The sequence below is a fragment of the Pleomorphomonas carboxyditropha genome (assembly GCF_002770725.1).
In the GTDB taxonomy this organism is placed as follows: Bacteria; Pseudomonadota; Alphaproteobacteria; order Rhizobiales; family Pleomorphomonadaceae; genus Pleomorphomonas; species Pleomorphomonas carboxyditropha.
Genome location: NZ_NQVN01000001.1, coordinates 585,543 through 611,795, shown reverse-complemented (window position 1 = coordinate 611,795; position 26,253 = coordinate 585,543). Strand labels below are relative to the sequence as shown.

The 26,253-nt window shown below is 65.7% G+C and carries 25 protein-coding genes and 1 riboswitch; of the genes, 10 read left to right on the top strand and 15 right to left on the bottom strand.

Annotated elements, in window-relative coordinates; translation table 11 throughout:
- Positions 1–145: 145 nt before the first annotated feature.
- Together prmB and CJ014_RS02820 are read left to right on the top strand one after the other, a co-directional pair.
- Complete coding sequence (gene prmB / locus CJ014_RS02825; RefSeq protein WP_245427021.1) at positions 146–1,066, top strand: 50S ribosomal protein L3 N(5)-glutamine methyltransferase; 921 nt, start codon at positions 146–148, stop codon at positions 1,064–1,066.
- 285 nt (positions 1,067–1,351) lie between these two features.
- The gene (locus CJ014_RS02820; protein WP_100078978.1) at positions 1,352–3,808 is read left to right on the top strand and encodes a glycogen/starch/alpha-glucan phosphorylase; all 2,457 of its coding nucleotides are present in this window, start codon (positions 1,352–1,354) and stop codon (positions 3,806–3,808) included.
- An 84-nt stretch (positions 3,809–3,892) separates the two neighbouring features.
- Here the strand turns inward: CJ014_RS02820 and CJ014_RS02815 are convergent, their stop codons facing one another.
- Complete coding sequence (locus tag CJ014_RS02815; RefSeq protein WP_100078977.1) at positions 3,893–4,207, bottom strand: DUF2249 domain-containing protein; 315 nt, start codon at positions 4,205–4,207, stop codon at positions 3,893–3,895.
- A 271-nt stretch (positions 4,208–4,478) separates the two neighbouring features.
- Here CJ014_RS02815 and CJ014_RS02810 point away from each other — a divergent pair, with 271 nt between their 5' ends.
- Positions 4,479–5,525, top strand: coding sequence for a dipeptidase (locus CJ014_RS02810; protein WP_100078976.1), 1,047 nt, complete (start codon positions 4,479–4,481; stop codon positions 5,523–5,525).
- Positions 5,526–5,703: 178 nt separating this feature from the next.
- Here the strand turns inward: CJ014_RS02810 and CJ014_RS02805 are convergent.
- The 9 genes from CJ014_RS02805 to CJ014_RS02765 form a co-directional block, all read right to left on the bottom strand.
- Positions 5,704–7,070, bottom strand: a protein-coding gene (locus CJ014_RS02805; RefSeq protein WP_425351887.1) for an IS3 family transposase whose coding sequence is annotated in 2 segments (ribosomal slippage) — positions 5,704–6,575 and positions 6,575–7,070 — 1,368 coding nt in all. Because the reading frame shifts where the segments join, the coding sequence is not laid out codon by codon here.
- 84 nt (positions 7,071–7,154) lie between these two features.
- Entirely contained in the window at positions 7,155–8,747 is a 1,593-nt protein-coding gene (locus CJ014_RS02800; protein ID WP_100078975.1) for an ABC transporter ATP-binding protein, read from the bottom strand.
- Position 8,748: 1 nt separating this feature from the next.
- Positions 8,749–9,873 (bottom strand): ABC transporter permease subunit, encoded by a 1,125-nt coding sequence (locus CJ014_RS02795; RefSeq protein WP_245427087.1) that lies wholly within the window; start codon positions 9,871–9,873, stop codon positions 8,749–8,751.
- A 1-nt stretch (position 9,874) separates the two neighbouring features.
- Positions 9,875–10,798, bottom strand: a complete 924-nt coding sequence (oppB, locus tag CJ014_RS02790; RefSeq protein ID WP_100078973.1) for an oligopeptide ABC transporter permease OppB — start codon at positions 10,796–10,798, stop codon at positions 9,875–9,877.
- 277 nt (positions 10,799–11,075) lie between these two features.
- The gene (locus tag CJ014_RS02785) at positions 11,076–12,677 is read right to left on the bottom strand and encodes a peptide ABC transporter substrate-binding protein (RefSeq protein ID WP_100078972.1); all 1,602 of its coding nucleotides are present in this window, start codon (positions 12,675–12,677) and stop codon (positions 11,076–11,078) included.
- 153 nt (positions 12,678–12,830) lie between these two features.
- Positions 12,831–13,748 carry an allantoinase PuuE gene (gene puuE / locus CJ014_RS02780; RefSeq protein WP_100078971.1) on the bottom strand — a complete coding sequence of 306 codons (918 nt, stop codon included), beginning with the start codon at positions 13,746–13,748 and terminating at the stop codon, positions 12,831–12,833.
- 45 nt (positions 13,749–13,793) lie between these two features.
- Complete coding sequence (gene pssA, locus CJ014_RS02775) at positions 13,794–14,651, bottom strand: CDP-diacylglycerol--serine O-phosphatidyltransferase (RefSeq protein WP_100078970.1); 858 nt, start codon at positions 14,649–14,651, stop codon at positions 13,794–13,796.
- Positions 14,652–14,662: 11 nt separating this feature from the next.
- Entirely contained in the window at positions 14,663–15,364 is a 702-nt protein-coding gene (locus CJ014_RS02770; RefSeq protein ID WP_100078969.1) for a phosphatidylserine decarboxylase, read from the bottom strand.
- Between the two features lie 142 nt (positions 15,365–15,506).
- Positions 15,507–16,439: a DMT family transporter gene (locus CJ014_RS02765; protein ID WP_100078968.1), complete on the bottom strand. Its 933-nt coding sequence runs from the start codon at positions 16,437–16,439 to the stop codon at positions 15,507–15,509.
- A gap of 105 nt (positions 16,440–16,544) precedes the next feature.
- Positions 16,545–16,694, bottom strand: a riboswitch (FMN riboswitch).
- Positions 16,695–16,869: 175 nt separating this feature from the next.
- Here CJ014_RS02765 and CJ014_RS02760 point away from each other — a divergent pair.
- Positions 16,870–18,267, top strand: coding sequence for a DHA2 family efflux MFS transporter permease subunit (locus CJ014_RS02760; protein WP_100078967.1), 1,398 nt, complete (start codon positions 16,870–16,872; stop codon positions 18,265–18,267).
- Between the two features lie 80 nt (positions 18,268–18,347).
- Here the strand turns inward: CJ014_RS02760 and yidD are convergent, their stop codons facing one another.
- Positions 18,348–18,716 carry a membrane protein insertion efficiency factor YidD gene (gene yidD / locus CJ014_RS02755; protein WP_100078966.1) on the bottom strand — a complete coding sequence of 123 codons (369 nt, stop codon included), beginning with the start codon at positions 18,714–18,716 and terminating at the stop codon, positions 18,348–18,350.
- A 9-nt stretch (positions 18,717–18,725) separates the two neighbouring features.
- Positions 18,726–19,166, bottom strand: a complete 441-nt coding sequence (locus CJ014_RS02750; RefSeq protein ID WP_100078965.1) for an iron-sulfur cluster assembly scaffold protein — start codon at positions 19,164–19,166, stop codon at positions 18,726–18,728.
- Between the two features lie 173 nt (positions 19,167–19,339).
- On the opposite strand from CJ014_RS02750, the gene folE reads away from it, so the two are divergent.
- Both folE and hisI read left to right on the top strand, forming a co-directional pair.
- Positions 19,340–19,954, top strand: a complete 615-nt coding sequence (gene folE, locus CJ014_RS02745) for a GTP cyclohydrolase I FolE (protein WP_100078964.1) — start codon at positions 19,340–19,342, stop codon at positions 19,952–19,954.
- Between the two features lie 7 nt (positions 19,955–19,961).
- Entirely contained in the window at positions 19,962–20,432 is a 471-nt protein-coding gene (hisI, locus tag CJ014_RS02740; protein WP_100078963.1) for a phosphoribosyl-AMP cyclohydrolase, read from the top strand.
- A gap of 44 nt (positions 20,433–20,476) precedes the next feature.
- Here the strand turns inward: hisI and CJ014_RS02735 are convergent, their stop codons facing one another.
- Positions 20,477–20,791: a PilZ domain-containing protein gene (locus CJ014_RS02735; protein WP_100078962.1), complete on the bottom strand. Its 315-nt coding sequence runs from the start codon at positions 20,789–20,791 to the stop codon at positions 20,477–20,479.
- 207 nt (positions 20,792–20,998) lie between these two features.
- On the opposite strand from CJ014_RS02735, the gene CJ014_RS02730 reads away from it, so the two are divergent.
- The 3 genes from CJ014_RS02730 (at position 20,999) to CJ014_RS02720 (ending at position 23,693) form a co-directional block, all read left to right on the top strand.
- Positions 20,999–22,213, top strand: a complete 1,215-nt coding sequence (locus CJ014_RS02730) for a GNAT family N-acetyltransferase (RefSeq protein WP_100078961.1) — start codon at positions 20,999–21,001, stop codon at positions 22,211–22,213.
- A 56-nt stretch (positions 22,214–22,269) separates the two neighbouring features.
- Positions 22,270–22,695, top strand: a complete 426-nt coding sequence (locus CJ014_RS02725) for an HIT family protein (protein ID WP_100078960.1) — start codon at positions 22,270–22,272, stop codon at positions 22,693–22,695.
- 230 nt (positions 22,696–22,925) lie between these two features.
- The gene (locus CJ014_RS02720) at positions 22,926–23,693 is read left to right on the top strand and encodes an EF-hand domain-containing protein (RefSeq protein WP_100078959.1); all 768 of its coding nucleotides are present in this window, start codon (positions 22,926–22,928) and stop codon (positions 23,691–23,693) included.
- 63 nt (positions 23,694–23,756) lie between these two features.
- On the opposite strand, the gene CJ014_RS02715 is transcribed toward CJ014_RS02720, so the two are convergent.
- Positions 23,757–24,170, bottom strand: a complete 414-nt coding sequence (locus CJ014_RS02715) for a winged helix-turn-helix transcriptional regulator (protein ID WP_100078958.1) — start codon at positions 24,168–24,170, stop codon at positions 23,757–23,759.
- 123 nt (positions 24,171–24,293) lie between these two features.
- On the opposite strand from CJ014_RS02715, the gene CJ014_RS02710 reads away from it, so the two are divergent.
- Positions 24,294–25,184, top strand: a complete 891-nt coding sequence (locus tag CJ014_RS02710) for an SDR family oxidoreductase (protein ID WP_100078957.1) — start codon at positions 24,294–24,296, stop codon at positions 25,182–25,184.
- A 313-nt stretch (positions 25,185–25,497) separates the two neighbouring features.
- Here CJ014_RS02710 and CJ014_RS02705 read toward each other — a convergent pair whose 3' ends face one another.
- Entirely contained in the window at positions 25,498–26,253 is a 756-nt protein-coding gene (locus CJ014_RS02705; RefSeq protein WP_100078956.1) for a glycerophosphodiester phosphodiesterase family protein, read from the bottom strand.

The following is a 26,253-nucleotide window of genomic DNA, read 5'->3' as shown; positions in this document are numbered from 1 at the left end:
CGAACATTTTATTTCACTGTTCGTACCGGAGCGACGTGCGTTTCGACGAACGTTGAGCGTTGTTTTCGCCGTCTCCACACGCCTGATTGCAGCGATGCCTGCGCCGTGCCATAGCAGCCGCGCCCTCTTTTCCGGGAATACAGCCGTGACCGACATTGCCGACGACCTCCTCACCGTCCGGGACCTCCTGCGCTATGCCATGAGCCGCTATGGCGACGCCGAGATCGGCATCGGCCACGGCACCAGCGAGGCGATCGACGACGCCGTTTTCCTGATCCTCGAATCGCTGCACCTGCCGATCGACGACATCAATCCCTGGCTCGATGCCCGCCTGACGCGCGCCGAGCGGCGGCTCGTCATCGAACGGATCGACCGGCGTGTCGACGAACGGATGCCGACGCCCTACCTGGTCGGCAAGGCCTATATTCAGGGCGTGCCCTTCGTCGTCGATCCGCGCGTCATCGTGCCGCGCTCGTTCGTCGGCGAGCTGCTGTTCTCGGAAGCCTTCTCCGGCGAAGGCGAAGCCTCGCTGATCCGCGATCCCGACGACATCCTGTCGGTCGCCGATATCTGCACCGGCTCCGGCTGCCTCGCCATTCTGGCGGCGATGGTCTTCCCGAACGCCGCCGTCGACGCCGTCGACCTCTCGGAGGATGCGCTCGATGTGGCGGCGATCAACGTCGACCGCCTCGGCGACGGCCGCGTCGGCCTCTATCACGGCGACCTGTTCGCCCCGCTCGACGGCCGCCGTTACGATCTCATCATCACCAATCCCCCCTATGTCGACGACGAGGCCATGGCCGAACTGCCGGACGAATACCGGCAGGAACCGGAGATGGCGCTCGCCGGCGGCCTCGACGGCCTCGATATCGTCCGCCGCATCATCGAGGCGGCGCCCGATCACCTCAACCCCGGCGGTGGTCTCCTCTGCGAGGTGGGCAGCGACCGGGAAATCCTCGAGATGACCTATCCCGACCTGCCCTTCGTCTGGCTCGACACGGCCGAGTCCGAGGGCGAGGTTTTCTGGCTGTCGGCCGAGGATCTCGGTGTGACGGAAGATGTCTAGAATTGCAATTTACGCATATCTCGACGAAACAAATGTCGGAGTTATGCATTTATAGATGGCATAATCGGCATTTTCCGGCGTTTTTTCTCGACTGTGGTGCCGAAGACCTAGACAGCCGCGGCAGTGCTCGCCAGTGTCCGCTTCAAGAGGCCGTGGCCAAGTGCCGCGTAGTCTTGGCGACGATTATCCGGTGACGGTACTTGGCGTTACGGTGCGGCCGGAGAAATCGGTCACTGCCTCGTAACCTTCATCGGCGACAATCGATCGAAACCGCAGGGATCACCGATGAACGACACGATCAGGATCGATGAGGCCGCCGGCTCCGCCGGTCAGGCGCCCGCCCTCACGGCGGAGGCCTTCAGGGAGGCCGTCCGCGCCAAGCTGAAATACGCCGTGGGCAAGGATCCGTCCCGGGCGACGGCCAAGGACTGGAGCATGGCGCTGTCGCTCGCCGTGCGCGACCAGGTGGTGGAGCGCTGGTTCGAATCCACCAAGGCTTCGCACGCCGGCCAGAAGAAGCACGTCTACTACCTGTCCATGGAGTTCCTGATCGGCCGCCTGCTCAACGACGCCGTCTGCAATCTCGGCATCGAGGCCCAGGTTCGCACCGCCTGCGCCGAGCTCGGCATCGACTACCAGGCCCAGCTCGAGCAGGAGAGCGACGCCGCCCTCGGCAACGGCGGCCTCGGCCGCCTCGCCGCCTGCTTCATGGATTCCATGTCGACGCTGGGCATCCCGGCCCACGGCTACGGCATCCGCTACGACCACGGCCTGTTCCGCCAGCGCTTCCACGACGGCTGGCAGGTGGAGGAGCCGGAGGACTGGCTGGTGTCCAGCCGCGCCTGGGAGTTCGAGCGGGCCGAGATGGCCTATCTCGTCAAGTTCGGCGGCCAGATCTCCTTCGATGGCCATGGCGCCACCTACTGGCGCGCCGACGAGACGGTGAAGGCGGTCGCCTACGACACGCCGATCGCCGGCTGGAAGGGCCGCCACGTCAACACGCTGCGCCTCTGGGCCTCGCGCCCCGTCGAGGTGCTCGACCTCGGCCGCTTCAACCACGGCGACTACATGTCGGCCGCCGAGAAGACCATCCGCGCCGAGACCATCTCGCGCGTGCTCTATCCCGACGACACCACGGCCGAAGGCAAGGAACTGCGCCTCAAGCAGGAATATTTCTTCACCTCCGCCTCGCTGCAGGACATCCTCCGCCGCTATCTCGAAGACAACGATGACATCCGCAAGCTGCCCGAGCAGGTGGCGATCCAGATGAACGACACGCATCCGGCGATCGCCGTCGCCGAACTGATGCGCATTCTCGCCGACGACTACCGGCTGACCTTCCCGGAAGCCTTCGAGATCACCCGCCAGTGCCTCAGCTACACCAACCACACGCTGATGCCCGAGGCGCTGGAGCGCTGGAACACCAACCTGTTCCGCAAGGTGCTGCCGCGCCATATGCAGATCATCGAATGGATCGACTACCACCACCTCGCCGAGGTGCAGGGGCGCAACCTGCCGGTGTCGCTGGACAATATCCGCATCATCGAGTGGGGCAGCGAGATCAAGATGGGCAGCCTCGCCTTCGTCGGCTCGCGGCGGGTCAACGGCGTGTCGGCGCTGCACACCGAGCTGATGAAGCAGACGGTGTTCAAGGACTACCACCTGCTCTACCCCGACCGCATCGTCAACGAGACCAACGGCATCACGCCGCGCCGCTGGCTCTACGAGTGCAACCCCGGCCTGCGCGCGCTGCTGCTCGAGGCGATCGGCGACGGCTGGGTCGACAATCTCGAGAAGATCGAGGACGCAGCGAAGTTCGCCACCGACGCCAGCTTCCGCGACAAGTTCGCCGCCGCCAAGCAGGCCAACAAGGTGCGCCTCGCCGCCGAGATCGAGCGGCGCATCGGCCTGCGCGTCGATCCCACCGCGCTGTTCGACGTGCAGATCAAGCGCATGCACGAATACAAGCGCCAGCTTCTCAACGTCCTCGAAACGATCGCCCTCTATCAGGCCATTCGCCGCGGCCCCGGCGCCGAGTGGACGCCGCGCGTCAAGATCTTCGGCGGCAAGGCGGCCCCCGGCTACCAGATCGCCAAGCGGATCATCAAGCTGGCCAACGACGTCGCCCGCGTCGTCAACAACGACCCGATCATCGGCGACCGGCTGAAGGTGGCGGTGCTGCCGAACTACAACGTGTCGCTGGCCGAGGTGATCATTCCGGCGGCCGATCTTTCCGAGCAGATCTCGACGGCCGGCATGGAGGCCTCCGGCACCGGCAACATGAAGCTGGCGCTCAACGGCGCGCTGACCATCGGCACGCTCGACGGCGCCAACGTCGAGATCGCCGAGCGTGTCGGCCCTGATAACATCTACATCTTCGGTCTCACCGCCGACGATGTCGCCGGCCTGCGTCAGCGCGGCTACAACCCCAACGCCACCATCGACAGCGACCCGACGCTGAAGGGCGCCATCGACGCCATGGTCAACGGCACCTTCTCGCCCGACGACCACGGCCGGTTCAACGAGGTGGCCGACCGCCTGTGGCACACCGACTGGTTCCTGGTGACGGCCGACTTCCAGTCCTATTTCCAGACCCAGCGCACCGTCGACGTCGACTATCGCGACAAGACCCGCTGGACGGAACGGTCGATCCTCAACACCACCAAGGTGGGCTGGTTCTCCTCCGACCGCACCATTCGCGGCTATTCCAAGGACGTCTGGGGCGTCGAGCCGAACTTCTGATTTTCCTTGGAGCTCGGAGACGACAAAACGGGCGGCAGGCTTTCGGCCTTGCCGCCCGTTCCGTTTTCCGCCCCGGGCAGAAAATCAATGGTCGCAGCTATGGCGTGCCAGCGCGGCGAGCGCCGCGGCGCCTTCGCGCGCCAGTTCGGGATCGAAGGCGGCGCGGGTGATGCGGACGCGGAACGCCTCGTCGGTGCGCGGCAGCGCCTCCCAGCGGTAGCGGCCCGGCACGATATCCTCGAAGTGGCCGCGCAGGCCGACCGGCTCGTGGTCGTTGATCACGACGAGCGACTCGCCGTCGGCCAACCGGTCGAAGCTGCCGAAGATGATGGCGCGACGGTTGACGCAGGGCAGCCCGCGCACGTCGAGTTCGAGATCACGGGTGGCAGTATCGGTCATGCTTTCTCTCCGCTTCGTCAGTGGTTCGATCATAGGGATGCCGGCATCCGGATACTTTGCGCCGGCGCAAACCGGAGGATAATTCTCTCCTATCCGGACGACTGCGCATCGCCGGCGCCGAGGCATGTTGACCTCCCCCGGCGAGCCTCCTACCACTTGGTATCTCCACGGATGCGACACGGGCCGGTGCGACCGCCGGTTCCGCCGTGCCGCCGCCCCGAAGTCCCTGCCCTTTTCGGGCGGTCCTTCCTTCTGACCGAGCGATGGTGTGATGCAGCCTGTATTCGACGGACATAACGATGTTCTGATGCGCCTCTGGGAAACCGCGGGCAGAGGCGGCGATCCGGTCACCGAGTTCCGCGACGGCATCGCCACCGGCCATATCGATGGTCCGCGCGCCCGTGCCGGCGGTCTCGCCGGCGGTCTCTGCGCCATTTTCGTGCCGTCGAGGCAGGGCCCCCGCCCGACGTTCGACGGGGGCAGCTATGCCTCGCCGCTCGCCGAGCCGATCGACCAGCCGGCCGCGCTGGCCGCCGCCGTGGCCATGGCCGGCATCGCCCACAGGCTCGACCGCGAGGGCGCCTGGCGGCTCTGCACGTCGACGGCCGCGATTCGCCAGGCGATGGACGACGGCGTGTTCGCCGCCGTATTGCACATGGAAGGCTGCGAGCCCCTCGACCCCGACCTTCTGGCGCTCGACGCCTTTTACGCCGCCGGCCTCAGGTCGCTCGGGCCGGTGTGGAGCCGCACCAACGCCTTCGGCCACGGCGTGCCCTTCGCCTATCCGAGCTCGCCCGATACCGGCCCCGGCCTTACCGAGGCAGGCGTCCGGCTCGTGAAGGCCTGCAACCGGCTCGGCATCATGATCGACCTGTCGCATATCAACGAACGGGGCTTCTGGGACGTCGCCAAGGTGTCGGACATGCCGCTGATCGCCACCCACTCCAACGTTCATGCCATCACGCCGGTGACGCGCAACCTCACCGACCGCCAGCTCGACGCCATTCGCGACACCGGCGGCATGGTCGGCCTCAACTACGCGACGTCCTTCCTGCGGCCTGACGGCCAGGACAATGCGACGACGCCGCTCACCGACATGGTGCGCCACGTCGACCATCTGGTGGAGCATCTCGGCATCGACGGCGTCGGCCTCGGCTCGGATTATGACGGAGCCACCATTCCGGCCGAAATCGGCGACGCCGCCGGTCAGCAGGCACTGGTCGGCGCGTTGCGCCAGGCCGGCTATGGCGAAGCGGATCTCGCCAAGCTCTGCGGCGACAACTGGCTGCGTATTCTGGCGCAGGTCTGGCGGGAGTGAAACGCGACTAGAGCGGCGGGCGCCCGGATATATCCGGTCTGCCGCTCTAGGCTTTTGTTTATGCATCGGATTTTCCGAAAAACGGATTCCACTTTTCGGTCCGATGCTCTAGGATTTGTAGGGATGACAGCAGTAAAGGCCGCCCCGGTTTGAACTGACCCCATTAAGTTGGACGGTTTCATAGGCTGGGTCGATTTAAGGGCTGGGTCCTGTATTGTACGGGGCTCAGCCCTTTGAGTTTCATCCTGATGCGGTCATTGTTGTAGTAGCGGATATAGTCCTCGACACCGTCTCGCAGGCTTTCGATGCTGTCGAAACGATTGGGATGGAAGAACTCGGACTTGAGAGTGGCGAAGAAGCTCTCCATGGCGGCGTTGTCGAGGCAGTTTCCCTTGCGGGACATGGACTGTGCGATGTTACGGCTTTCGAGCAGGCTGCTCCAGGCGGGCATTCGGTACTGCCATCCCTGATCGGAATGCAGGATCGGCCCGTCTGCCTCGCCCAGTGTGTTCAATGCCTTGTCGAGCATGTCCTTGACCAGCTTGAAGATAGGCCGCCTTGCCGTCTCGAAGGCGATGATCTCGCCGTTGTGGAGGTCCATCACCGGCGACAGGTAGAGCTTCTCGCCGGCGACATTGAACTCGGTTACATCCGTCGTCCACTTCTGGTTCATGCGTTCGGCGGTGAACTGGCGCTGGAGAAGGTCTGGCGCCACATGCCCTTTCTCGCCTTTGTAGGAGCGGTATTTCTTTGGCCGGACCAGAGACTTCAATCCCATCTCGACCATCAGCCGCTGGACGGTCTTGTGATTGACCACCTCTCCGCGGCCACGGATCGCCGCCGCCACCCGACGATAGCCATAGCGCCCCTTGTGCGTCTCGAAGATCGATTTGATCGTCACCTTCAACGCCGCGCGCCGGTCGCCCGACGACAGCGCTTTCCGCTGATAATAGAACGTGCTGCGCGCAAGCCCGGAAAGCTTCAGCAGCCCGTCGAACGAGTGGAGTGGCCTTAACGCCTGGACGGCTTGCGTCCGTTCGGCGTTTGACGCGCCTGCGCTAAGGCCTCCAGTTTTTTTAGGTAAGCGTTCTCCATGCGCAGATACGCCAGCTCCGCCAACAGCTCCTCACGGCTCTTGGCCGAATCCACCGATGGATCAGGCGTCTCGGAGGGCGGTTCGGGCTTCTTCATGCGCGGTGGCCTCCCTTTGCGGCGAGGAGCCAAGCCTTCGATCCCGGCCTGCTCATAGCCTCTCTCCCAATCCGGAAGACAGCTGGCATTGCGAATGTTGAAGATCGCAGCCGTGTGCCGATAGGACAACCCCTCAGTCCACATCCGCTGCAAGACCGACAGTTTGAATGCGGCGTCGTAGTGGCTGTGCTGCTTCGTCAGCCCAGCCGAACCGTGCGCCGCATAAAGGCCGATCCATTTGCGCACCGTCGAATGGTCGATGCCAAACTGTAGCCCGACATCTGCGTAGCTACGCTCGCCACCCCCATAAAACGCAACGACGCGTTCTTTGAAAGAAACGCTGTACTTGGACATAAAAACCCCCGAACGTTGGTGTCCAACTTTCGGGGGTCAGTTCAAACTGCCCGGCCTTCGCTTTTCCGAGGCGTTCAGCCGCCGTCACTTGCCGAAGGCGGCGGCCATCAGTTCGCGCGTGTAGCTCTCGCGCGGCGCGTCGAAGATCTGGTCGGTCGAGCCCTCCTCGACGATCTTGCCGCTCTTCATCACGACGATGTAGTCCGACAGCGCCCGGACCACCGCCAGATCGTGGCTGATGAACAGGTAGCTGAGGCCGTGCTTGGCCTGCAGGTCGCGCAGCAGCTCGACGATCTGCTTCTGCACCGACCGGTCGAGCGCCGAGGTCGGTTCGTCCAGCACCACCACCTGCGGCTTCAGGATGATCGCCCGGGCGATGGCGATGCGCTGGCGCTGGCCGCCGGAGAACTCGTGCGGGTAGCGGTTGCGCGTCGCCGGATCGAGGCCGACCTCCATGAAGGCCCTGATGGCCCGGAGATCGCGGTCCGACTTGCTGAGCTGCGGCTCGTGGACCAGGAGCCCCTCGGTGACGATCTGGCCGGCGGTCATGCGCGGGCTGAGCGATCCGAACGGGTCCTGGAAGACGAGCTGCATCTGCCGGCGATGGCGGCGCATCTCCTGGCGGCTCGCCTCGGAAATGTCGTCCATGCCGAAGCGGATGGCGCCGGTGCCGTGGTTGAGGCGCAGAAGCGCCCGGCCGAGCGTCGACTTGCCCGAGCCGCTCTCGCCGACGATGCCGATCGTCTGGCCTTCCTTGAGGCGGATGTCGACGTGATCGACGGCGTGGATGTCGAGCCGTTTGCCGCCGAGAAAGCCGCCGCCCATGGTGAAGCGAACGTCGACGTCCCGGCCTTCGAGCAGCACCGGCGCGTTGTCGGCCGGCGGCGCCTTGCGGCCGGTCGGCTCGGCGGCGAGCAGCATCCTGGTATAGGGATGCTGCGGATTGCCGAAGATGTCGGCCACCGTGCCGCTTTCCACCACCTCGCCGGTGCGCATCACCGCCACCCGGTCGGCGAAGCGGCGGACGATGCCGAGGTCGTGGCTGATGAACACGATGGCAAGGCCGATCCGCTGCTTCAGTTCGGCCAGCAGCTCCAGGATCTGCGCCTGGATGGTGACGTCGAGCGCCGTCGTCGGCTCGTCGGCGATCAACAGCTCCGGATCGTTGGCGAGCGCCATGGCGATCATCACCCGCTGGCGCTGGCCGCCCGACATCTCGTAGGGGTAGCTGTCGACGCGCCGCTCCGGGTCGGGGATCCTGACGAGCTTCAGGAGCTCGATCGCCCGTGCCCGCGCCGCCTTGGCCGTGAGGCCGCGATGGCGCATCATCGGCTCGGCGAGCTGCTTGCCGATCCTGTAGAGCGGATCGAGCGAGGTCATCGGCTCCTGGAAGATCATGGTGATCTTGGCGCCGCGGATGCGGTTGAGCTTGCCGAGCGGCAGGCCGATCATCTCCTGGCCCTGGAACTTGGCCGAACCCTCGGCGCGGCCGTTGGCGGCCAACAGGCCCATGATCGCCATCATGGTCTGGCTCTTGCCCGAGCCGCTTTCGCCGACGATGGCCAGCGTCTCGCCCTTGCTCACCTGAAGGTCGATGCCCTTCACTGCGTGGACGTCGCCGGTCGGCGTCGAAAAGCGGACGCTTAGCCCGCGAATGTCGAGAAGCGTTTCGGCCATGTCAGCGGTCCTTCGGATCGAGGGCGTCGCGCAGGCCGTCGCCGATGAAGTTGAGGGCGAACAGCGTCACCACGAAGAAGACGGCCGGGTAGATCAGGAGCCACGGCACCGCCTGCATGCCCGTGGTGCCCTCGGCAATCAGCGATCCCCAGGAGGTCATCGGCTCCTGCACGCCGAGGCCGAGGAAGGAGAGGAAGCTTTCGAGCAGGATGACCTTCGGCACCAGCACGGTGACGAACACCACCACCGGGCCGATGGTGTTGGGGATGACGTGCCGGCGGATGATCTGCCAGTTGGTGAGGCCCATGGCATGCGCTGCCTCGACGAACTCGCGCCGTTTCAGCGACAGCGTCTGTCCGCGCACGATACGCGCCATGTCCAGCCACTCGATGGCGCCGATCGCCGCGAAGATCAGCACGAAATGCCGGCCGAAGAACACGACCAGCATGATCACGAAGAACATGAACGGCAGCGAGTAGAGGATTTCCACGAAGCGCATCATCACGTTGTCGACGCGGCCGCCGATATAGCCGGACACGGCGCCGTAGGTGACGCCGATGATCAGCGACACGAAGGTGGCGAGCAGGCCGACGGTGATCGACACCTGCCCGCCGACCATGATGCGCGGCAACAGGTCGCGGCCGTTGCGGTCGGTGCCGAACGGGAAATACTGCCCGTTGATCTTGCCCTGGACCTCGATGGTCCTGCCGTCGTCCAGCGTCGCGGTGATCTCGGCGCCGTCGAACTCGTCGGGACGGTCGAGATAGCGCGTGGCGCGGGCGTCGATCGGCTTGTCGGAGCTGATGCGCGCCGTATAGGCCGTGCCGTCGGCGTCGAAGGCGTCGAGCCTGAGGCGCGCCCGCTCGACGGCCGTCTGCATCACCCGCTGCAACGTGTCCTCGAGCGGATAGGGATCGAGCGAGGGCGGCACCGCCACGTAGGACGGGAAGATCTGGTCATACTTGTGCGGATACACCCAGGTGCCGCCGAAGCTGAACACCGCCACGACGATCAGCACCACGAGGCTGGCCATCGCCGCCTTGTTGCGCAGGAAGCGGTGGCGGGCCATGGCCCACAGGCTGGTGCCGCGCATCGCGGCCGCCGGCTCGACGAGGGCTTGCGTCATCTCACTCATAACGGACCCTCGGATCGAGAACGGCATAGAGAATGTCGACGAGAAGATTGAACACGACGATGAACACCGAGATCAGCACGACGGTGCCCATCACCAGCGTATAGTCGCGGTTGAGGGCGCCGAGCACGAAATAGCGTCCGACGCCGGGCAGCGAATAGACCGTCTCGACCACCACCGAGCCGGTCAGCACGGCGGCGGCGACCGGGCCGAGATAGCTGACCGCCGGCACCAGCGCGGCGCGCATGGCATGGACGACCACGACGACGCGGGTGGGCAGGCCATAGGCGCGGGCGGTGCGGATATGATCGGCCCGGAGCGTCTCGATCATCGAGCCGCGCGTGATGCGCGCGAACACGGCGAGCTGCGGCAGCGCCAGCGAAATCACCGGCAGCAGCAGGTTGGTCGGGCCTCCGTCGCCCCAGCCGCCGGCCGGCAGCCAGTGCAGCACCACGGCGAAGATGAAGGACAGGATCGGCGCCAGCACGAAATTCGGGACGGTGATGCCGAAGCTGGCGACGCCCATCACGATATAGTCGACGAAGGAATTCTGGTGCAGCGCGGCATAGGAGCCGATGGCAATGCCGCCGACCACCGCGACGACCAGCGCCCAGGCGCCGAGGGTCATCGAATAGGGCAGGCTCTTGCCGATCAGCTCGGCAACGGTGAAGTCGCGGTAGATGAAGCTCGGCCCGAGATCGCCGTGCAACAGATTCCACAGGTAATGGCCGTACTGGACCACCAGGGGCCGATCGAGCAGGAAAGCGCGCTTCAGGTTCTCGAGAACCTGGGGCTCGAGGGGACGCTCCAGATTGAATGGACCGCCCGGCGCGACGCGCATCAGGAAGAAGGACAGCGTGACGACGATGAAGATGGTCGGCAGGGCCGACATCAGCCGTCGCAGGACAAAACGTAGCATGGACCCGTCCCCGTTGGATTGGTCACGGAAGGCGAGAACGACGTGTCCGCCCGGGCGCCTGTTACCGCATCGGACCGAAAGGTGGAATCCGGGTTTCGGACCATCCGATGCGATGACGGAAGACCGGATCGTCGTTTTGCGTCCGTCGGGACGCACGACGATCCAGCCCCCGGGATAGGCCGACGGACGACGCCCCCCGGTTCATGGGAAAGCGCCGCCCTCGGGGGCGCCGCCCTTCCCTCGGTCGCAGAGGAAAGGGCGGATGTCGTCGATCGACTTACTTGAAGGAGAGGAACTTGGTCAGGTGCTCGTTCGCCGGGTTGGGCGCGAAGCCCTGCACCTTGTTGGACACGAGCCAGGTCGAGGCATGGACCATCAGCGGGGCAAGGCCCTGCTCGTCCATGGCGATACGCTCGGCATCGTGCAGCAATTGCATGCGCTTGGCGGCATCGCGCTCCTCATAGGAGGCCTTCATCAGCTCGTCGAATTTCTCGTTCTTCCAATGACCGTAGTTGAAGCTGGTGTTGGTGGAGACGAGCAGGTTCAGGAAGTTTTCCGGGTCGGAATAGTCGGCCGTCCAGCCGGCGCGGGCCACGTTGAAGGCGCCGCCCTCCTGCAGATAGGCGTAATGCGACTTCACATCGAGGTTCTGAATGGTCACCTCGGCACCGAGCGCCTTCCACATGTCGGCGATGGCGGTGGCCACCTTCTTGTGATTGTCGTTGGTGTTGAAGCGGATGTCGATCTTGAGCGGCTTGCCGCCCTCGCCGTATCCGGCCTCCTTCAGAAGCTCCTTGGCCTTGTCCTCGCGGTCGAGCTGGTCGAGATCGGCCCAGCTGACGGTCGCCGACTCGTAGCCGGGAATGCCCGGCGGCACGAAGGAATAGGCCGGCATCTGCGTGTTGGAGAAGATCTTCTCGGACAGGAACTCGCGGTCGACGGCCATGGAAAGCGCCTGACGCACGCGGGCGTCATCGAACGGCGGCGTGCGGCTGTCGAAGACGTAATAGTAGGAAGCCAGATCGGAGAAGGCCAGCACCTGATCCTTGCCAAGCTTGTCTTCCAGGAACTTCATCTGGTCGGTCTGGAAATTATAGACGAGATCGAGTTCGCCCGCCTCGAACATGCGCTCGGTGGTCGCCTGATCTTCCGACGGGTTGTATATGATCTTGTCAATCTTGACGTTGGCCTCGTCCCAATACTTCGGGTTCTTCACCGCGGTGATATGGTCGTTCGGCACGTTCTCGGTCATGCAGAAGGCGCCGTTGCAGACGATATTGCCCGGCTTGACCCATTCGCCGCCGAACTTCTCGATGGCCCAGCTCGGCGCCGGCAGCGCCGCGTAGTGGGCGAGCAGCTCGATGAAATAAGGCGTCGGCCGCTCGAGCGTGATCTCGAGCGTCTTGGCGTCGACCGCCTTGACGCCCAGCGTATCGACGGCCGCCTTGCCGCCGTTGATCGCCTCGGCATTCTTGATCGGATAGAGAATGGTCGCGTATTCGGCCGCTTCCTTCGGATCCTCCATCCGGCGGTAGGCGAACACGAAGTCGTCGGCGGTCACCGGCTTGCCGTCCGACCAGTTGGCCCCCTCGCGCAGCTTGAAGGTGTAGACCGTGCCGTCGTCCGACAGCGTCCAGCTCTCGGCGACGCCCGGGATCACCTTGCCGTGCGGATCATAGATGGTGAGGCCCTCGAACATGTCGCGGACGATGAAGCCTTCGACGTCGATCGAAATATGCGCCTGATCGAGCGTCTGCGGTTCGCCGCCGTTGCCGCGGCGGATGACGACCTCGGCCAGCGACGGGGTCGCCAGAACCGCCAGCATCGAGCCGGCGATCAGCGTCGCCGACAATGTGCGAAATACTCGGGGGGTGTTCATGTTTTCGAGCCTCCTGCCTGTAGTCGCGCCGACCGGACGCTTGCCGCCGATCGCCGAAAGATTGCGTTTTTTTCGTTGGTCTGCTTGCCAGTGATCCAAAGGCGCCGGTCATGCGGGACGGCGCCAGCCGTTTTTCTTTCTTCTTGGCCGGCGTCAGGCGCCGGGCCGGTGCTGGGCGATCCAATGCCAGGCAATATCGATCCGGCGGGGTACCCAGACCTTGTCATGCGATAGCACATGGTCCACGAAACGCTGGAGCGCGGCAACCCGGGCCGGCCGGCCGACGAGGCGGCAATGCAGGCCGACGTTCAGCATCTTGGGACTGCCGTTCCGGCCTTCCTCGTAGAGGACGTCGAAGGCGTCCTTGAGGTAGGTGTAGAACTGATCGCCCGAGTTGAAGCCTTGATTTGTCGCAAACCGCATATCGTTGGTGTCGAGGGTATACGGAATGATGAGATGCGGCCCGTTCGGCCCCTCGACCCAATAGGGCAGATCGTCGGCATAGGAGTCGGACGAATAGAGGAAGCCGCCCTCCTCCATGGCGAGTTCGTTGGAGAAAATCGAGGCACGGCCGGTATACCAGCCGAGCGGCCGCGATCCCGTGACCTCCTCGTGGATGCGGATGGCCTCGAGCATGTGCTCGCGCTCGGCCTCCTTGGTATAGTCCTTGTAGTCGATCCACTTGAGGCCGTGGCTGGCGATTTCCCAGTCGGCCTCCTTCATGGCCGCCACCACCTCGGGATTGCGGGCGAGCGCCGTGGCGACGCCGTAGACCGTCACCGGCACGGCGCGCGAGGTGAACAGGCGGTGGAGCCGCCAGAAGCCGGCGCGCGAGCCGTATTCGTAGATCGACTCCATGTTGGCGTGCCGCTGACCCGGCCAGGGCTGGGCGCCGACGATTTCCGACAGGAAGGCCTCGGAGGCGGCGTCGCCGTGCAGGATGCAGTTCTCGCCGCCTTCCTCGTAGTTGACGACGAACTGCACCGCGATGCGGGCGCCTTCCGGCCAGGCGGCGTCAGGAGGGTTGCGGCCGTACCCGACCATGTCGCGGGGATAGCTCTTGTCGATCATGTCGCGTCACCTCGTCTGGTTGGGCGGACGGCCGACGGCGCGCGGCTAGGACACGCTTTCGTCGTCGGGGAAAGGCGAACTGCCGACGTCGAGCGTCAGCTCGTCCTCCTTGGTGCCATGCTGGCGCGCCAGCCGGTTCCAGGCGCGCCAGCCGAACGGAATATAGGCGAGATAGAGGATGGTCAGGATGCTGAGCACGTGGAACGGATAGCTGACCAGCAGCATCGCCAGGATGACGACGCCGATCAGGATCGGCACCACCCATTCGCGCTGGATGCCGCCGTATTTCTTGCCCGAGAAGGTCGGCACGCGGCTGACCATCAGCGCGGCGATCAGCACCACGTAGGCGACCACCGCCGGAGCGGCCGCCTGCGGCACGTCGATGCCGACGCGGTCGACGTAGACCGGCAAGAGCACGGCCAGCGCGCCGGCCGGGATCGGCACGCCGGTGAAGAAATTGGACTGCCAGGCCGGCTTGTCCTCGCCCAGCATGGTGTTGAAGCGGGCAAGGCGCAGGGCGCCGGCGATGGCGAACAGCACCACCGCCACCCAGCCGAAGGAATTGATGTCGTGGAAGTTCCAGACGAACAGCAGCAGCGGCGGCGCCACGCCGAAGCTGAGGAAGTCGCTGAGGGAATCGAGCTCGGCGCCGAATTTCGAGGTGACGCGCAGGTAGCGGGCGAGCCGGCCGTCGAGCCCGTCCAGCACGGCGGCGACCAGGATGGCGTAGACCGCCATGTCGAACCGCCCTTCGAAGGCCATGCGGATCGAGGTGAGCCCGGCGCACAGCGACAAGAGCGTCACGAGGTTGGGGATCACGCTGCGGATCGGAATGCGGCGGAGCCGCTTCGGGCGTTCAACGGCCTCCGGCTCGGGATCGAACGGCGGGAAAAGTCCAGGCATCGCCGTCCGCCTCAGGACACGCGCACGAAGGGCGTCTTGGTCGTGCCGTCGATATCGGCGAGCACCGTTTCGCCGGCGATCGCCCGCGTTCCCTCGGAAACCAGCGCCGTCGCCGTCGCCGGCAGGTAGACGTCGACGCGCGAGCCGAAGCGGATGAGGCCGAAGCGGTCGCCGACGGTCAGGCCCTCGCCCTCGCGGGTGAAGGAGACGATCCGCCGGGCGATCAGGCCGGCGATCTGCACCACGCCGACGACGCGGCCGTCGGGCCGCTCGATGACGAGGCCGTTGCGCTCGTTGTCGTCGCTGGCCTTGTCGAGCTCGGCGTTGAGGAACTTGCCGGCCTTGTAGGCGATGCGGACGACGCGGCCGGTAACCGGCGACCGATTCACGTGCACGTCGAACACGTTCATGAACACGCAGATCCTGAGCAACGGCTCCGGGCCGAGGCCCAGCTCGCGCGGCGGCACCGCCAGACCCACCGCCGAGACGCGGCCGTCGGCCGGCGAGACGACCAGCGAATTGGCCACCGGCGTGACGCGCACGGGGTCGCGGAAGAACAGCGCGCACCAGATGGTGAGCGCCAGCCCGATCCAGAACAGCGGCTCGAACAGCCAGCCGAGCAGCACGGTGGCCGCCAGGAAAACCAGGATGAACTTGTGCCCTTCCGGGTGGATCGGCGGCACGGCGTTCCGGATCGACTTCAGCACCGACATGTCATTTAGCCCGTGGAACCGCGGGGCAACCCCGCTGAGAGAAACGGACTTTTCGCACGAATGGGCGGCACATGCAAAGCCGCTTGCCGCCGCCCGCCCGTTGTTCACACCGCTTTCGACAAAAGGCGGCGCCCGCTCCGCGTCAAGCCGGCACAGGCTCGTGGCCGGCCGTCTTCACCGCCTCGGTGCGCAGCAGGTAGAGCGACGCGCCGATGATCATCAGGGCGCCGATCCAGAGATAGCCGCTCGGCGCGTAGGCGAACGCCAGCCAGCCGGCCAGCGTGTTGAGCGGCAGGCGCACGTTGTCGAAGGTCTGGAGGTAGGAGGCGTCGGCGCGCGCGTAGGCGAGCGTCAGAAGATATTGCGCCGCCGCGGTCAGCGCGGCGAGCGCCACCACCACCCAGAGCACCGTGCCGCCCGGCAGCGCGAAGGCGGTCGCGACGTCGAAGCCGGTCGAGGTCAGGAGGAAGGCGGCGTTGATCGGCGTCAGCAGCGCCAGGAGATAGACGGTCACCGCCTCCGGCCGCTCGACGGCAGCGAGCTGCTTGGTCATCACCGACGATCCGGCCCACATCGCCGCGGCGCCGAGCGGCAGCAGGCTGTAGACCGAGAAGCTGTCCGACCAGGGGGCGAGGATCAGCATGCCGCCGACGAAGCCGACGAGGGTGGCGAGCGCCCGGTGCGGGCCGATGCGCTCGCCGAGGATCAGCCGCGCCGCCACGATGACGATGAACGGCGAGGTCATGTCGACGGCCACCACCTGGGCGATCGGCACGCCGGCCGCCAGCGCGCCGACGAAGAACTGCACGCCGAGCGTCGCGAAGATCACGCGGACGACGTGCGCCACCGGATGGGCGGTGCGGAAGGCGCCGGCCCCGAGCTTCAGGAGCGTCGGCAGGAAGAAGACGAGCGACAGGCCGTATTGCCAGAAGGCGAGCGCCTGCGACGAGAAATGGTAGGTTCCGGTCACCCACTGGGTGAGCACGTTGATGGCGGCGAAGACGACGCCGGCCGACACCATGTAGATCGCCCCGAGCACAGGAAACGACCGAGTCTTGTTCGGGCTCTGATTCAAGTTCGAATCCCTGGCGAAAAGGAACGACGCGGAATCAGGGCGATCGGGTCATGGAGACAATCGGTCGCGATCGGCTCGTGCCGGCCGCGAGGGGGATTTTCAGCATACCCTTCTCTTTCATCCGGACTATACCGTCGGCTCCGGAATCCAACCGGATCTGCTGACCTCCGGCTTGTGGCCGGAGCGCTCGCGGGCTAGGCGGCTCGCGCCGCCATTACCGCCGGTGGGGAGTTGCACCCCGCCCCGAGAATGGTTGCCGGCGCGGGGGAACCCCACGCCGACGCAAGGACTTTAGTCCTGGAAGCACCCGAAATCAAAGGCGACGGACCGTTTCCGCGCGCATGACAGTCATGTTCTCCGACATGTGATCGCCATCCCCTCGACCCAAGACCGCGCTTCCGCCATAAACCGGACGAAACACGAGAAAGCCATGCTCATTCCGCTGATCGTCGCCTGCGCGCTCTTCATGGAAAATCTGGACAGTTCGGTGGTCTCCACCTCGCTTCCCCAAATTGCCCTCGACCTTGGGGTCGACCCGATTTCGCTGAAGCTCGCCTTCACCAGCTACCTGATCTCGGTCGCCGTCTTCCTGCCGATCTCCGGCTGGATGGCCGACCGTTTCGGCGCCCGCACCATCTTCCGCCTCGCCATCCTGGTGTTCGTCACCGGATCGGTGTTCTGCGGCCTGTCGTCGTCGCTCGAGGGCTTCGTCGCCGCCCGCATCGTCCAGGGCGCCGGCGGCGCCATGATGGTGCCGGTCGGCCGGCTGGTGATGCTGCGCTCGGTACAGAAGTCCGACTATCTGCGCGCCATGAGCTGGCTGACGGTGCCGGCGATGATCGGCCCGGTGCTCGGGCCGCCGCTCGGCGGCTTCATCACCACCTATTTCGAATGGCGCTGGATTTTCTGGATCAACATCCCGATCAGCATCGTCGGTCTCGTCCTCGTCAGCATCTTCATCAAGAACTACAAGGAAGAAAACCTGCCGCCGCTCGACACGCGCGGTTTCGTGCTGTCCGGCATCGGCCTCGCCGGCTTCGTGTTCGGCGTCGCGGCCAGCGGCATCGGCGTGCTGCCGTCGTGGATCGACATCGTCATGATCATCCTCGGCGCCGCCGCGCTCTATGCCTATGCCCGCCACGCGGTGGAAACGCCCGAACCGCTGATGGACCTGACGCTGTTTCGCCTGCCGACCTTCCGCGTGTCGGTGCTCGGCGGCCTGTTGTTCCGCATCGGCGTCGGCGCCATTCCCTTCCTGCTGCCGCTGCTTCTCCAGCTCGGCTTCGGCATGACGCCGTTCGAAAGCGGCTTGCTCACCTTCGCCACCGCCGCCGGCGCCGTGCTGATGAAGTTTACCGCACCGCGCATCGTCCGCGCCTACGGCTTCCGCATGGTGCTGATGATCAACACGCTGTTCACCACCGCCTTCCTGCTCGCCATCCTGTCCTTCAGCAAGGAGACGCCGCACATGGTGATCTTCGCGGTGCTGCTGATCGGCGGCTTCTTCCGCTCCTTGCAGTTCACCGCGCTCAACGGCCTCGCCTTCGCCGAGATCGACAACCGGCGCATGAGTCACGCCACCTCGATCTCCTCGGTCGGCCAGCAGATCTCGGCGGCGCTCGGCGTCGCGGTCGGTGCCGCCGCCCTGGAGATCACCCGGTCGATACGCGGCGACATGGCCGTGCTGCCGGGCGACTTCGCGCCGGCCTTCCTGGCGCTGGCGGTGATCGGCCTTCTCTGCATCCCGATCTACGCCCGCATGTCGCCGAACGCCGGTTCCGAGGTGTCCGGCCATCGCGCCGAGGCGGCCGGCGAGCCGTCAGTCTAGAGCATCGGACCGAAAAGTGGACTCCGGTTTTCGGAAAATCCGATGCAACGACAAAGAACTAGATCGTCACTTTGCGTCCGTCAGGACGCACGACGATCTAGCCTGGTGGCCGGATCGATATGGGCGCCGGTCCAGCGCGCGCCCACCCAGGGCCGCCACCAGCGATAGGCGGGGTCGAGCGTCTCGGGCACCGGATCGAAGCCGGACGAGCCCCAGGGATTGCAGCGGAGGATGCGGGCCAGCCCCATCCAGCCGCCGGCCCACAGGCCGAAGCGGCCGATCGCCTCGTCGGTATAGCTCGAGCAGGTGGGAAGATGGCGGCACTGCCGCCCCGTCAACGGCGACAGAACCACCTGATAGACGCGGATCACCGCCCGGCCGACGAGGCGCCCCGGCGTCTGAGGCGATACCGCGCCGTCGTTTGCATGCCGTTTGCCGCACTCGCACATGGCTGGTCCCTAGCTGGCGACGCGCGCCGCCGCGATGTCGTCGAGGCAGGCGACCACCGCCTCGAACACCAGCATGGTCGAGGCGTGCCGCGCCTTGAAGTCGCGCACCGGCTCGAGATAGCGGAGCTCGGCGAAGCGGCCGGCCGGCGGCGCGCCGCCCTCCTTCAGCATGGCGAACATGTCGTCCCGCGCCTGCCTGAGCTCGGCGGCCGTGGCGCCCACCACGTTTTTGGCCATCACCGCCGCCGACGCCTGCCCGAGCGCGCAGGCCTTGACCTCGTGGGCGTAGTCGGCGACGACGTCGCCTGTCATGCGGAGGTCGACGGTAATCCGCGAGCCGCACAGCTTGGAATGGCGCGTCGCCGTGGCATCCGGCCCGGCGAGCCGGCCGACGCGGCCGATGTTGCCGGCCAGGTCGAGGATGTGGGCGTTGTAGACATCGTCGAGCATGCTGACACCTTCGGCGGGTGGCGGAGCATACTGTCCCGTTGCCGCCAACCACCTTTGAACTGCGGGACATGGCGCGTATATAGGCCTGATACGGCCCTCCCGCCAAGCGCGGCGACGGCCGGACGTCGCGGCCTCCGCCGATACGGGCGCGGGAGTCCCAGGAAGGACCAAGCATGGACGATGCCATCTTCACCGCCGGCGCCCGCACGACGCGCCGCCCCAGCCGCGAGGAAGCCGAGGCCGCCGTCCGCACGCTGATCGCCTATGCCGGCGAAGACCCGGAGCGCGAGGGGCTGCGCGACACGCCGAAGCGCGTCGTCAAGGCCTATGCCGAGCTTTTCTCCGGCTACAGCCAGACCGACGAGGAGGTGCTCGACCGCATCTTCACCGAGGTGGCCGGCTACGAGGAACTGATCCTCGTGCGCGACATCCCCTTCTATTCCCATTGCGAGCACCACATGGTGCCGTTCATCGGCAAGGCCCATATCGCCTATTATCCCACCACCGGCGTCGTCGGCCTGTCCAAGCTCGCCCGCATCGTCGAGATGTATGCCCGCCGGCTGCAGACGCAGGAGACGATGACCGCCCAGGTCAGCAACGCCATCGAAAAGGTGCTGAAGCCGCGCGGCACCGCCGTGCTGATCGAGGCCGAGCATCTCTGCATGGCCATGCGCGGCGTGCAGAAGCCGGGCGCCTCGACGGTGACCGCCCGCTTCACCGGCTGCTTCAAGACCGACCCCACCGAACAGGCCCGCTTCATGATGATGCTGCGCGGCGAAGGCAAGTGAACCCGACATGACCGAGACGAAACTGTTCCCGCCCGCCGGCGACAAGGCGGCGCTCGAGGCGGGCGACGTGCTGACCCCGCGCTTCGGGCCGGACGGTACCATTGCCTGCGTCACCGTCGACGCCGACAGCGGCCAGGTGCTGATGGTCGCCTACATGAACGCCGAAAGCCTGGCGCTGACCATCGAGACCGGCGAGGGCTGGTACTGGAGCCGGTCGCGCGGCGAGCTCTGGCACAAGGGCGCCACCTCCGGCAACGTGCAGAAGGTGGTGGAGCTGCTGACCGATTGCGACCAGGATGCGCTGGTGCTGCGCGTGCGCGTGGACGGCGCCGGCGCCACCTGCCACACCGGACAGGTGTCCTGCTTCTACCGGCGCGCGCCGCTCGGCCAGAAGGCGGCCGACGGTCCGGTGCGGCTCGAGCACGTCGGCGGCGAACGCCGCTTCGATCCGGCCGAGGTCTACGGCCACCGGCACTGACGGCATCGCGGCGGGGCGCATTTCCGGCAATGGATCGCGACCGGTCAGACGGTCAGGTTGTGGCTTTCCTCGCCGAAGCTGAACTGGATGCCGGCTTCCTCGGAGCGCGCCCAGGCGATCACGCCATCCAGCACCATCTTCTGCGACGGGATGCGGACGATGACCGTGTCGCCCGGCGCGAACAGCGTTCCGGCGGTACGGACGCGGCAGCCGGTGTGGCTGATATTCTCGACGACGCAGGCGACATCGCGCGGTTCGGACTGAACCAGAGCCGGCCAGTGGCAGTTCAGCCGGTCCGCACCGCGCTGCTCGCCGACCCTGACGTTGGGGTTTCTCAGGCGGGCGATCAGCTCCGCCATTTCCCGCTTCGACAACTTCTGGCTTTTATACACGTTGGAAAATCCATCAGTAGCGACAATTCTAGATAGAGCCCTTCCCGTTAATCCTTAGTTTCCTGCCCGCAAGCTTCCGAACCGCTTGGACTGCAAAATCCGGCATTTGCATCGACGCCCAAGTCGGGTCTATCCTAGGGACAAACCCTTATCGAGCCGCGATTCCGCCAGTCCATGCCCCATTCGCTCTCGCTGCGTACCGTCGACACGCTCGCCGCTGTCGGCAAGGCCGACTGGGATGGCCTCGCCAATCCCGGCTGGCAGACGGGACAGCGCGGCGCCATCCGCTTCACGGGCGACGGGCCGCCCTCCCCCTACAATCCGTTCATCAGCCACGATTTCCTGCTCGTCTGCGAGGACTCCGGATGCGTCGCGGCCGAGACCGGCTGGCTGCCGAGCCACTTGCTGCTGGAGGACGGGGACGGTCGTCTGATCGGCGCCGCGCCCGCCTATCTGAAGGGCCATTCCTACGGCGAATATGTCTTCGACCATGGCTGGGCCGACGCCTGGGAGCGGGCCGGCGGCCAGTATTACCCCAAGCTCCAGTCTTCCGTCCCCTTCACACCGGTCACCGGCCCGCGCCTTCTCGCCGCCGACGAGGCGACGCGGCGGGCGCTCGCCCGCGGCATGAAGCTCGTTGCCGACCGCTACGAGCTGTCCTCGGCCCATGTCACCTTCGTCGACGAGGAAAGCGCCGCCGCGCTCGGCGCCGAGGGCTGGCTCGAACGGCTCGACCAGCAATTCCAGTTCAGGAACGAGGGCTACGCCAGCTACGACGACTTCCTCGGCCGCCTCGCCTCGCGCAAGCGCAAGGCGCTGAAACGCGAACGCCGCGAAGCCTTGCAGGACGGCATCAGCGTCGAGTGGGTGACCGGCGGCGACCTCGCCGAGGCCCACTGGGACGCCTTCTTCGCCTTCTACATGGATACCGGCAGCCGCAAGTGGGGCACGCCCTATCTCAACCGCCGCTTCTTCTCGCTGCTGTCCGAAAGGATGGCCGACCGCGTCCTGCTGGTGATGGCGCGCCGGGCCGGCCGCTACATCGCCGGCGCGCTCAACCTCATCGGCTCCGACCGGCTCTACGGCCGCAACTGGGGGGCGATCGAGGAGCACCCCTTCCTGCATTTCGAGGTCTGCTACCATCAGGCCATCGACTACGCGATCGCGCATCGCCTGGCGGTGGTGGAAGCCGGCGCCCAGGGCGAGCACAAGCTGTCGCGCGGCTACCTGCCGGAAACGACCCGATCGGCTCACTACATCGCCGACGCCGGCTTCCGGCGGGCGGTGGCCGACTTCCTCGTCCGCGAGAAGCGCGCCGTGCTTCGCGCCGAAGCGGAACTGGAGGGCCTCGGTCCCTTCCGGCGCGGGCCTCTGCAGGAACGGGATTGACCGGCCGGGCGCGAGGGACCACCTTGCGCCCCGACAGTTCCTCCCGGGAGAGCACGATGACCGCTTACGATGCCGACAATATCTTCGCCAAGATCCTGCGCGGCGACATCCCCGCCTACAAGGTCTACGAGGACGACGACACCCTCGCCTTCATGGACGTCATGCCGCAGTCGGACGGCCACACGCTGATTCTCCCCAAGACCCCGGCCCGCAACATCCTCGACGTCGATCCGGACGTCCTCGCCAAGGTGATCAAGGTCACGCAGAAGATCGCCAAGGCGGCGGTGACCGCCTTCGAGGCCGACGGCGCCACCGTCATGCAGTTCAACGAGGCGCCGGCCGGCCAGACCGTGTTCCACCTGCACTTCCACGTCGTGCCGCGCTATCTCGGCGTGCCGCTGCGTCCGCACACCGGCAAGATGGCCGACAGCGCCCTCCTCACCGGCCACGCCGAAAAGCTCAAGGCTGCCCTGGCGGAGTGACTGCACGCAGAGGTGGCAATTCGTGCCTGGTGGAAATAGTTGCGGGGCAGCTTTTGCCGCCCCGCAAGGGATTTTGGGCAACTCGCCAACGGCGTAGACCCATTTCCGCACCGTTCCTCACGCCATATCCTCATCAGGATCGCGCCAAAGCCCGGCGGCAATGTCGTCCACGAAGGATGGCCCGCATCCTGCTTGAATGAACGGAAAGAACGCCAACGCGGGGCTGGCAAATGAGTTCGGTTGTGGAACCTTCCGGTATCACGAGCCAAATCTGGCAACGCCTCCTGAAGCAGAGCGATACCAACGCAGACAATCGCCTGAGCAAAGATGAGCTGGACGCGCTGAAAACGAGCTACCAGGGCGAGGTCGACATCGATCAGCTCATCCGGTCCTTCGATGTCGATGGAGACCAGAGCCTCAGTTCGTCCGAGCTACCGTCCTCGCCACTGGATGTGGAAATGCTCGGGCCTTTGCTCGATTGGCAGGAATATGGAAAGGCAGACGCAGCGACACGCGCCGAAGATGACAAGCGGGTCATCGATGCCCTTTTCCAACGAGCCGACGTCGATCGCGACGGCTTCCTCTCAAGGGATGAAATGGAGGCTGAAAAGACCCTGCGGCGGACCCGTTGGCTCGAAGGTAAAGCGACCGACGACGATCCTGTCTACATGATTCGCCTGGGTGCCGATCAAGACCGCCTCGGTCCCGAGGACTTCCTGACCGGCCGACGCATTCCCCTGGATGCTCTCAAGGTCATTCCGCCCGAGGAAATCCCGGCCGATGTCCGGGCGGCTATCCAAAAGGTCACGGAGGAGTGGCAGAACTCACCCGATTATCAAAAGCCGCTGACGGCGGAAGAGCACCGGCAGCAGGCAATAACCGACGTTCTGAATACGCCCCTCACGGCCACGTACATGGCCCGCCTTTTGTCGCAGCTATCAGTGGCCGCCGCGAGGATGGATCCCTTCCAGAGTAAGGGTAACGGGACCTTGGCCTGATTGCAGGCCATATGAAGCCTTTGGGGCTCAAAACAGAACGGTTCCTGCTACCGAGAGCCGGCCTTACACGTTTTCCCGATCGAAGGCCGCGCGCGCCGCCTCGACCGCGCCGCGCGTCCTGATCGCCCAGTCGACCAGCGCCGACAGCGGCGTCATCAGCGATCGGCCGAGATCGGTGAGGCTGTATTCGACGGCCGGCGGCGTGGTCGGGAACACCTTGCGCGCCACATAGCCGTCGCGCTGCAGGTCGCGCAGCGTCTGGGTCAGCATGCGCTGGGAGATGTCGGGAATGGCCCGCTTGAGTTCGCCGAACCGGTGCGGCCGCAGCGCCAGCGTCAGCACCATCAGCGTGCTCCACTTGTCGCCGATGCGGTCGAGCACCCCGCGCACCGGGCAGGCGTCGAAATCCGGTTCGGCCTCGATGGCCTTCTGAAAGCCGTCGAGCACGGCATCGACATCGCCGGAAACTGCCGTCATCACTGGTTCCCTCCGGGTAACTAACGCAGGCCAAAGTGCCGTCTTGCCCGCCTTGGCATCATCTCTATTCTAGGGGTGGTCTCGAAAAGAGACAATATTCCATTCTCAAAGCAAGGAACGTCCATGAGCGAGAAACTGATGGTCACCGGCGCCGCCGGCAAGCTCGGCCGCAGCGTGGTCAGCCTTCTTCTCGACGAGTTCGGCATCGCCCCCGCCGACCTCGTCGCCGGTACACGCGATCCCGGCAAGCTCGCCGATCTTGCCGCGCGCGGCGTCACCGTGCGGGCCGTCGACTTCGGCAAGCCGGAGACGCTGGCGTCTGCCTTCGCCGGCGTCGATCGCCTGCTCATCGTGTCGACGGACGCCATCGGCAGCCGCCTCGCCGGCCAGCGGGCGGCCGTCGCCGCTGCGAAGTCGGCGGGCGTCAAGGGCATCGTCTACACCTCCGCCCCCGACCCTCACGGCGCCGACCATCCGCTGTTCTTCGCCGGCGACCATGCCGGCACCGAGACGGCCATTTTCGATAGCGGCGTCCCCTACCGCATCCTGCGGAACCACTGGTACCAGGAGAATCTGCTCATGAGCCTGCCGGCGGTGCTGAAGCAGGGCACCTGGTACACGTCGGAGAAGCCCGGCACCAAGGTGAGCTATGTCGCCCACGACGATTGCGCCCGCGCCGCCGCCGCCGCTCTCGTTCGCCCCTGGGCCGACGACAAGACCATCTACGACATCACCGGCGACGAGGCGTTCACCACCGAGGAAATCGCCGGCCTGGCCTCCAGCATACTCGGCAAGCCGATCAGCGTGGTCCGGCTGTCGCCCGAAGTGCTGGCCGCCAACCTCAAGGCGGCCGGCCTGCCCGAGTTCCTGATCACGCTGACGCTGTCGATGGACGCGACCAACAGCGCCGGCCTGCTGGCAAAGCCGTCGGGAGCCGTGCAGGAGCTGACCGGACGCAAGCCACGCCCGCTCGCCGCCTTCCTCGAGGCGAACCGGGCCGCCCTCACGGCCTGACGCAGAAAGGGGCGCCGATCGCGGCGCCTCCACCCTTCTACTCGAAAAGCATCCCTCCCAGAGCGCCGTTATCCTTTTGGAGCCCTATAGGCACCGAGTGCCTTTTTCGGTCCGAGGTCCTACGCCTGCGCGTAGGATGACAATCTATGTATATGTTTCTTATATATAATTCTGTCATCCTACGCGCAGGCGTAGGACCTCGGGCAGGATGAGGCGAGCCGACGCTATAGGGCTCCCAGGGCGAAGGTGGCGACGCGTACGAGAACCGGATTCGATGCTGGATGCCCGCCCCAGTAGAATTTCGGGCAGGCTCTCAGGCGTCGGGATCGAAGCCCTCGAACACTAGCTGGGCGCCGAAATCCGTGGCCGCCCGGCGCTCGTCCGGCTTGCGGATGGTCCAGGCGGTCACCGGCAGTTTCCACTCGTCGCGCACCCGGCGGCTGACGTCGTTGCCGAGGAGCCTCACCCAGTAGCTCACGAACTGGAATTGCGACCAGGAGCGGTGGGAAAGCGTGGCGAGCTCCTCGCGCCCCACATGGCGATAATGATTGTAGTCCGCGGCGCTGGCCGCGTCGTCGGCGACGATGCCGCGCGGCAGGTCGGGCGCGATCTCCGCGAGGTCCTGAATCTGGCGCGGATCGAAGGATTCCACCACCACCGGCCCGTCGTAGGTGGCGAGCTCGCGGGCGGTCGCCTCGACGAGGTCGCGCTGGCGCTCGGCGAAATAGCTCTTGATCTCGATGACGAGGCCGGTCCGCCCGCCGACGAGGTCGAGCACTTGCCGCAGCGTCGGGATGCGGTCCCCGGTGCCGACCATCGGCACCGACTTGAGCTCGGCCATCGTCCGGCCGGCCACCGGGCCCTTGCCGGTGGTCAGGCGGTCGAGCACGTCGTCGTGGAAGACGTAGACTACGCCGTCGGCGGAGAGATGGACGTCCATCTCCATCGGAAAACCCGCCCGCGCCGCGGCGTCGAAAGCCGAAAGCGTATTCTCTATACGTCCCGCCTTGGCGTCATGCAGGCCGCGGTGGGCGATCGGTCGGGCGGTAAGCCAGGAAAAATCCGTCAT

Bases quoted from the DNA above. Each gene is read 5' to 3' on its own strand.
- CJ014_RS02820 (WP_100078978.1), top strand. From the start codon at position 1,352: ATGAACGACACGATCAGGATCGATGAGGCCGCCGGCTCCGCCGGTCAG.
- CJ014_RS02815 (WP_100078977.1), bottom strand. From the start codon at position 4,207: ATGACCGATACTGCCACCCGTGATCTCGAACTCGACGTGCGCGGGCTG.
- CJ014_RS02810 (WP_100078976.1), top strand. From the start codon at position 4,479: ATGCAGCCTGTATTCGACGGACATAACGATGTTCTGATGCGCCTCTGG.
- CJ014_RS02800 (WP_100078975.1), bottom strand. From the start codon at position 8,747: ATGGCCGAAACGCTTCTCGACATTCGCGGGCTAAGCGTCCGCTTTTCG.
- CJ014_RS02795 (WP_245427087.1), bottom strand. From the start codon at position 9,873: ATGACGCAAGCCCTCGTCGAGCCGGCGGCCGCGATGCGCGGCACCAGC.
- oppB (WP_100078973.1), bottom strand. From the start codon at position 10,798: ATGCTACGTTTTGTCCTGCGACGGCTGATGTCGGCCCTGCCGACCATC.
- CJ014_RS02785 (WP_100078972.1), bottom strand. From the start codon at position 12,677: ATGAACACCCCCCGAGTATTTCGCACATTGTCGGCGACGCTGATCGCC.
- puuE (WP_100078971.1), bottom strand. From the start codon at position 13,748: ATGATCGACAAGAGCTATCCCCGCGACATGGTCGGGTACGGCCGCAAC.
- pssA (WP_100078970.1), bottom strand. From the start codon at position 14,651: ATGCCTGGACTTTTCCCGCCGTTCGATCCCGAGCCGGAGGCCGTTGAA.
- CJ014_RS02770 (WP_100078969.1), bottom strand. From the start codon at position 15,364: ATGTCGGTGCTGAAGTCGATCCGGAACGCCGTGCCGCCGATCCACCCG.
- CJ014_RS02760 (WP_100078967.1), top strand. From the start codon at position 16,870: ATGCTCATTCCGCTGATCGTCGCCTGCGCGCTCTTCATGGAAAATCTG.
- yidD (WP_100078966.1), bottom strand. From the start codon at position 18,716: ATGTGCGAGTGCGGCAAACGGCATGCAAACGACGGCGCGGTATCGCCT.
- CJ014_RS02750 (WP_100078965.1), bottom strand. From the start codon at position 19,166: ATGCTCGACGATGTCTACAACGCCCACATCCTCGACCTGGCCGGCAAC.
- folE (WP_100078964.1), top strand. From the start codon at position 19,340: ATGGACGATGCCATCTTCACCGCCGGCGCCCGCACGACGCGCCGCCCC.
- hisI (WP_100078963.1), top strand. From the start codon at position 19,962: ATGACCGAGACGAAACTGTTCCCGCCCGCCGGCGACAAGGCGGCGCTC.
- CJ014_RS02735 (WP_100078962.1), bottom strand. From the start codon at position 20,791: ATGGCGGAGCTGATCGCCCGCCTGAGAAACCCCAACGTCAGGGTCGGC.
- CJ014_RS02730 (WP_100078961.1), top strand. From the start codon at position 20,999: ATGCCCCATTCGCTCTCGCTGCGTACCGTCGACACGCTCGCCGCTGTC.
- CJ014_RS02725 (WP_100078960.1), top strand. From the start codon at position 22,270: ATGACCGCTTACGATGCCGACAATATCTTCGCCAAGATCCTGCGCGGC.
- CJ014_RS02720 (WP_100078959.1), top strand. From the start codon at position 22,926: ATGAGTTCGGTTGTGGAACCTTCCGGTATCACGAGCCAAATCTGGCAA.
- CJ014_RS02715 (WP_100078958.1), bottom strand. From the start codon at position 24,170: ATGACGGCAGTTTCCGGCGATGTCGATGCCGTGCTCGACGGCTTTCAG.
- CJ014_RS02710 (WP_100078957.1), top strand. From the start codon at position 24,294: ATGAGCGAGAAACTGATGGTCACCGGCGCCGCCGGCAAGCTCGGCCGC.
- CJ014_RS02705 (WP_100078956.1), bottom strand. From the start codon at position 26,253: ATGACGGATTTTTCCTGGCTTACCGCCCGACCGATCGCCCACCGCGGC.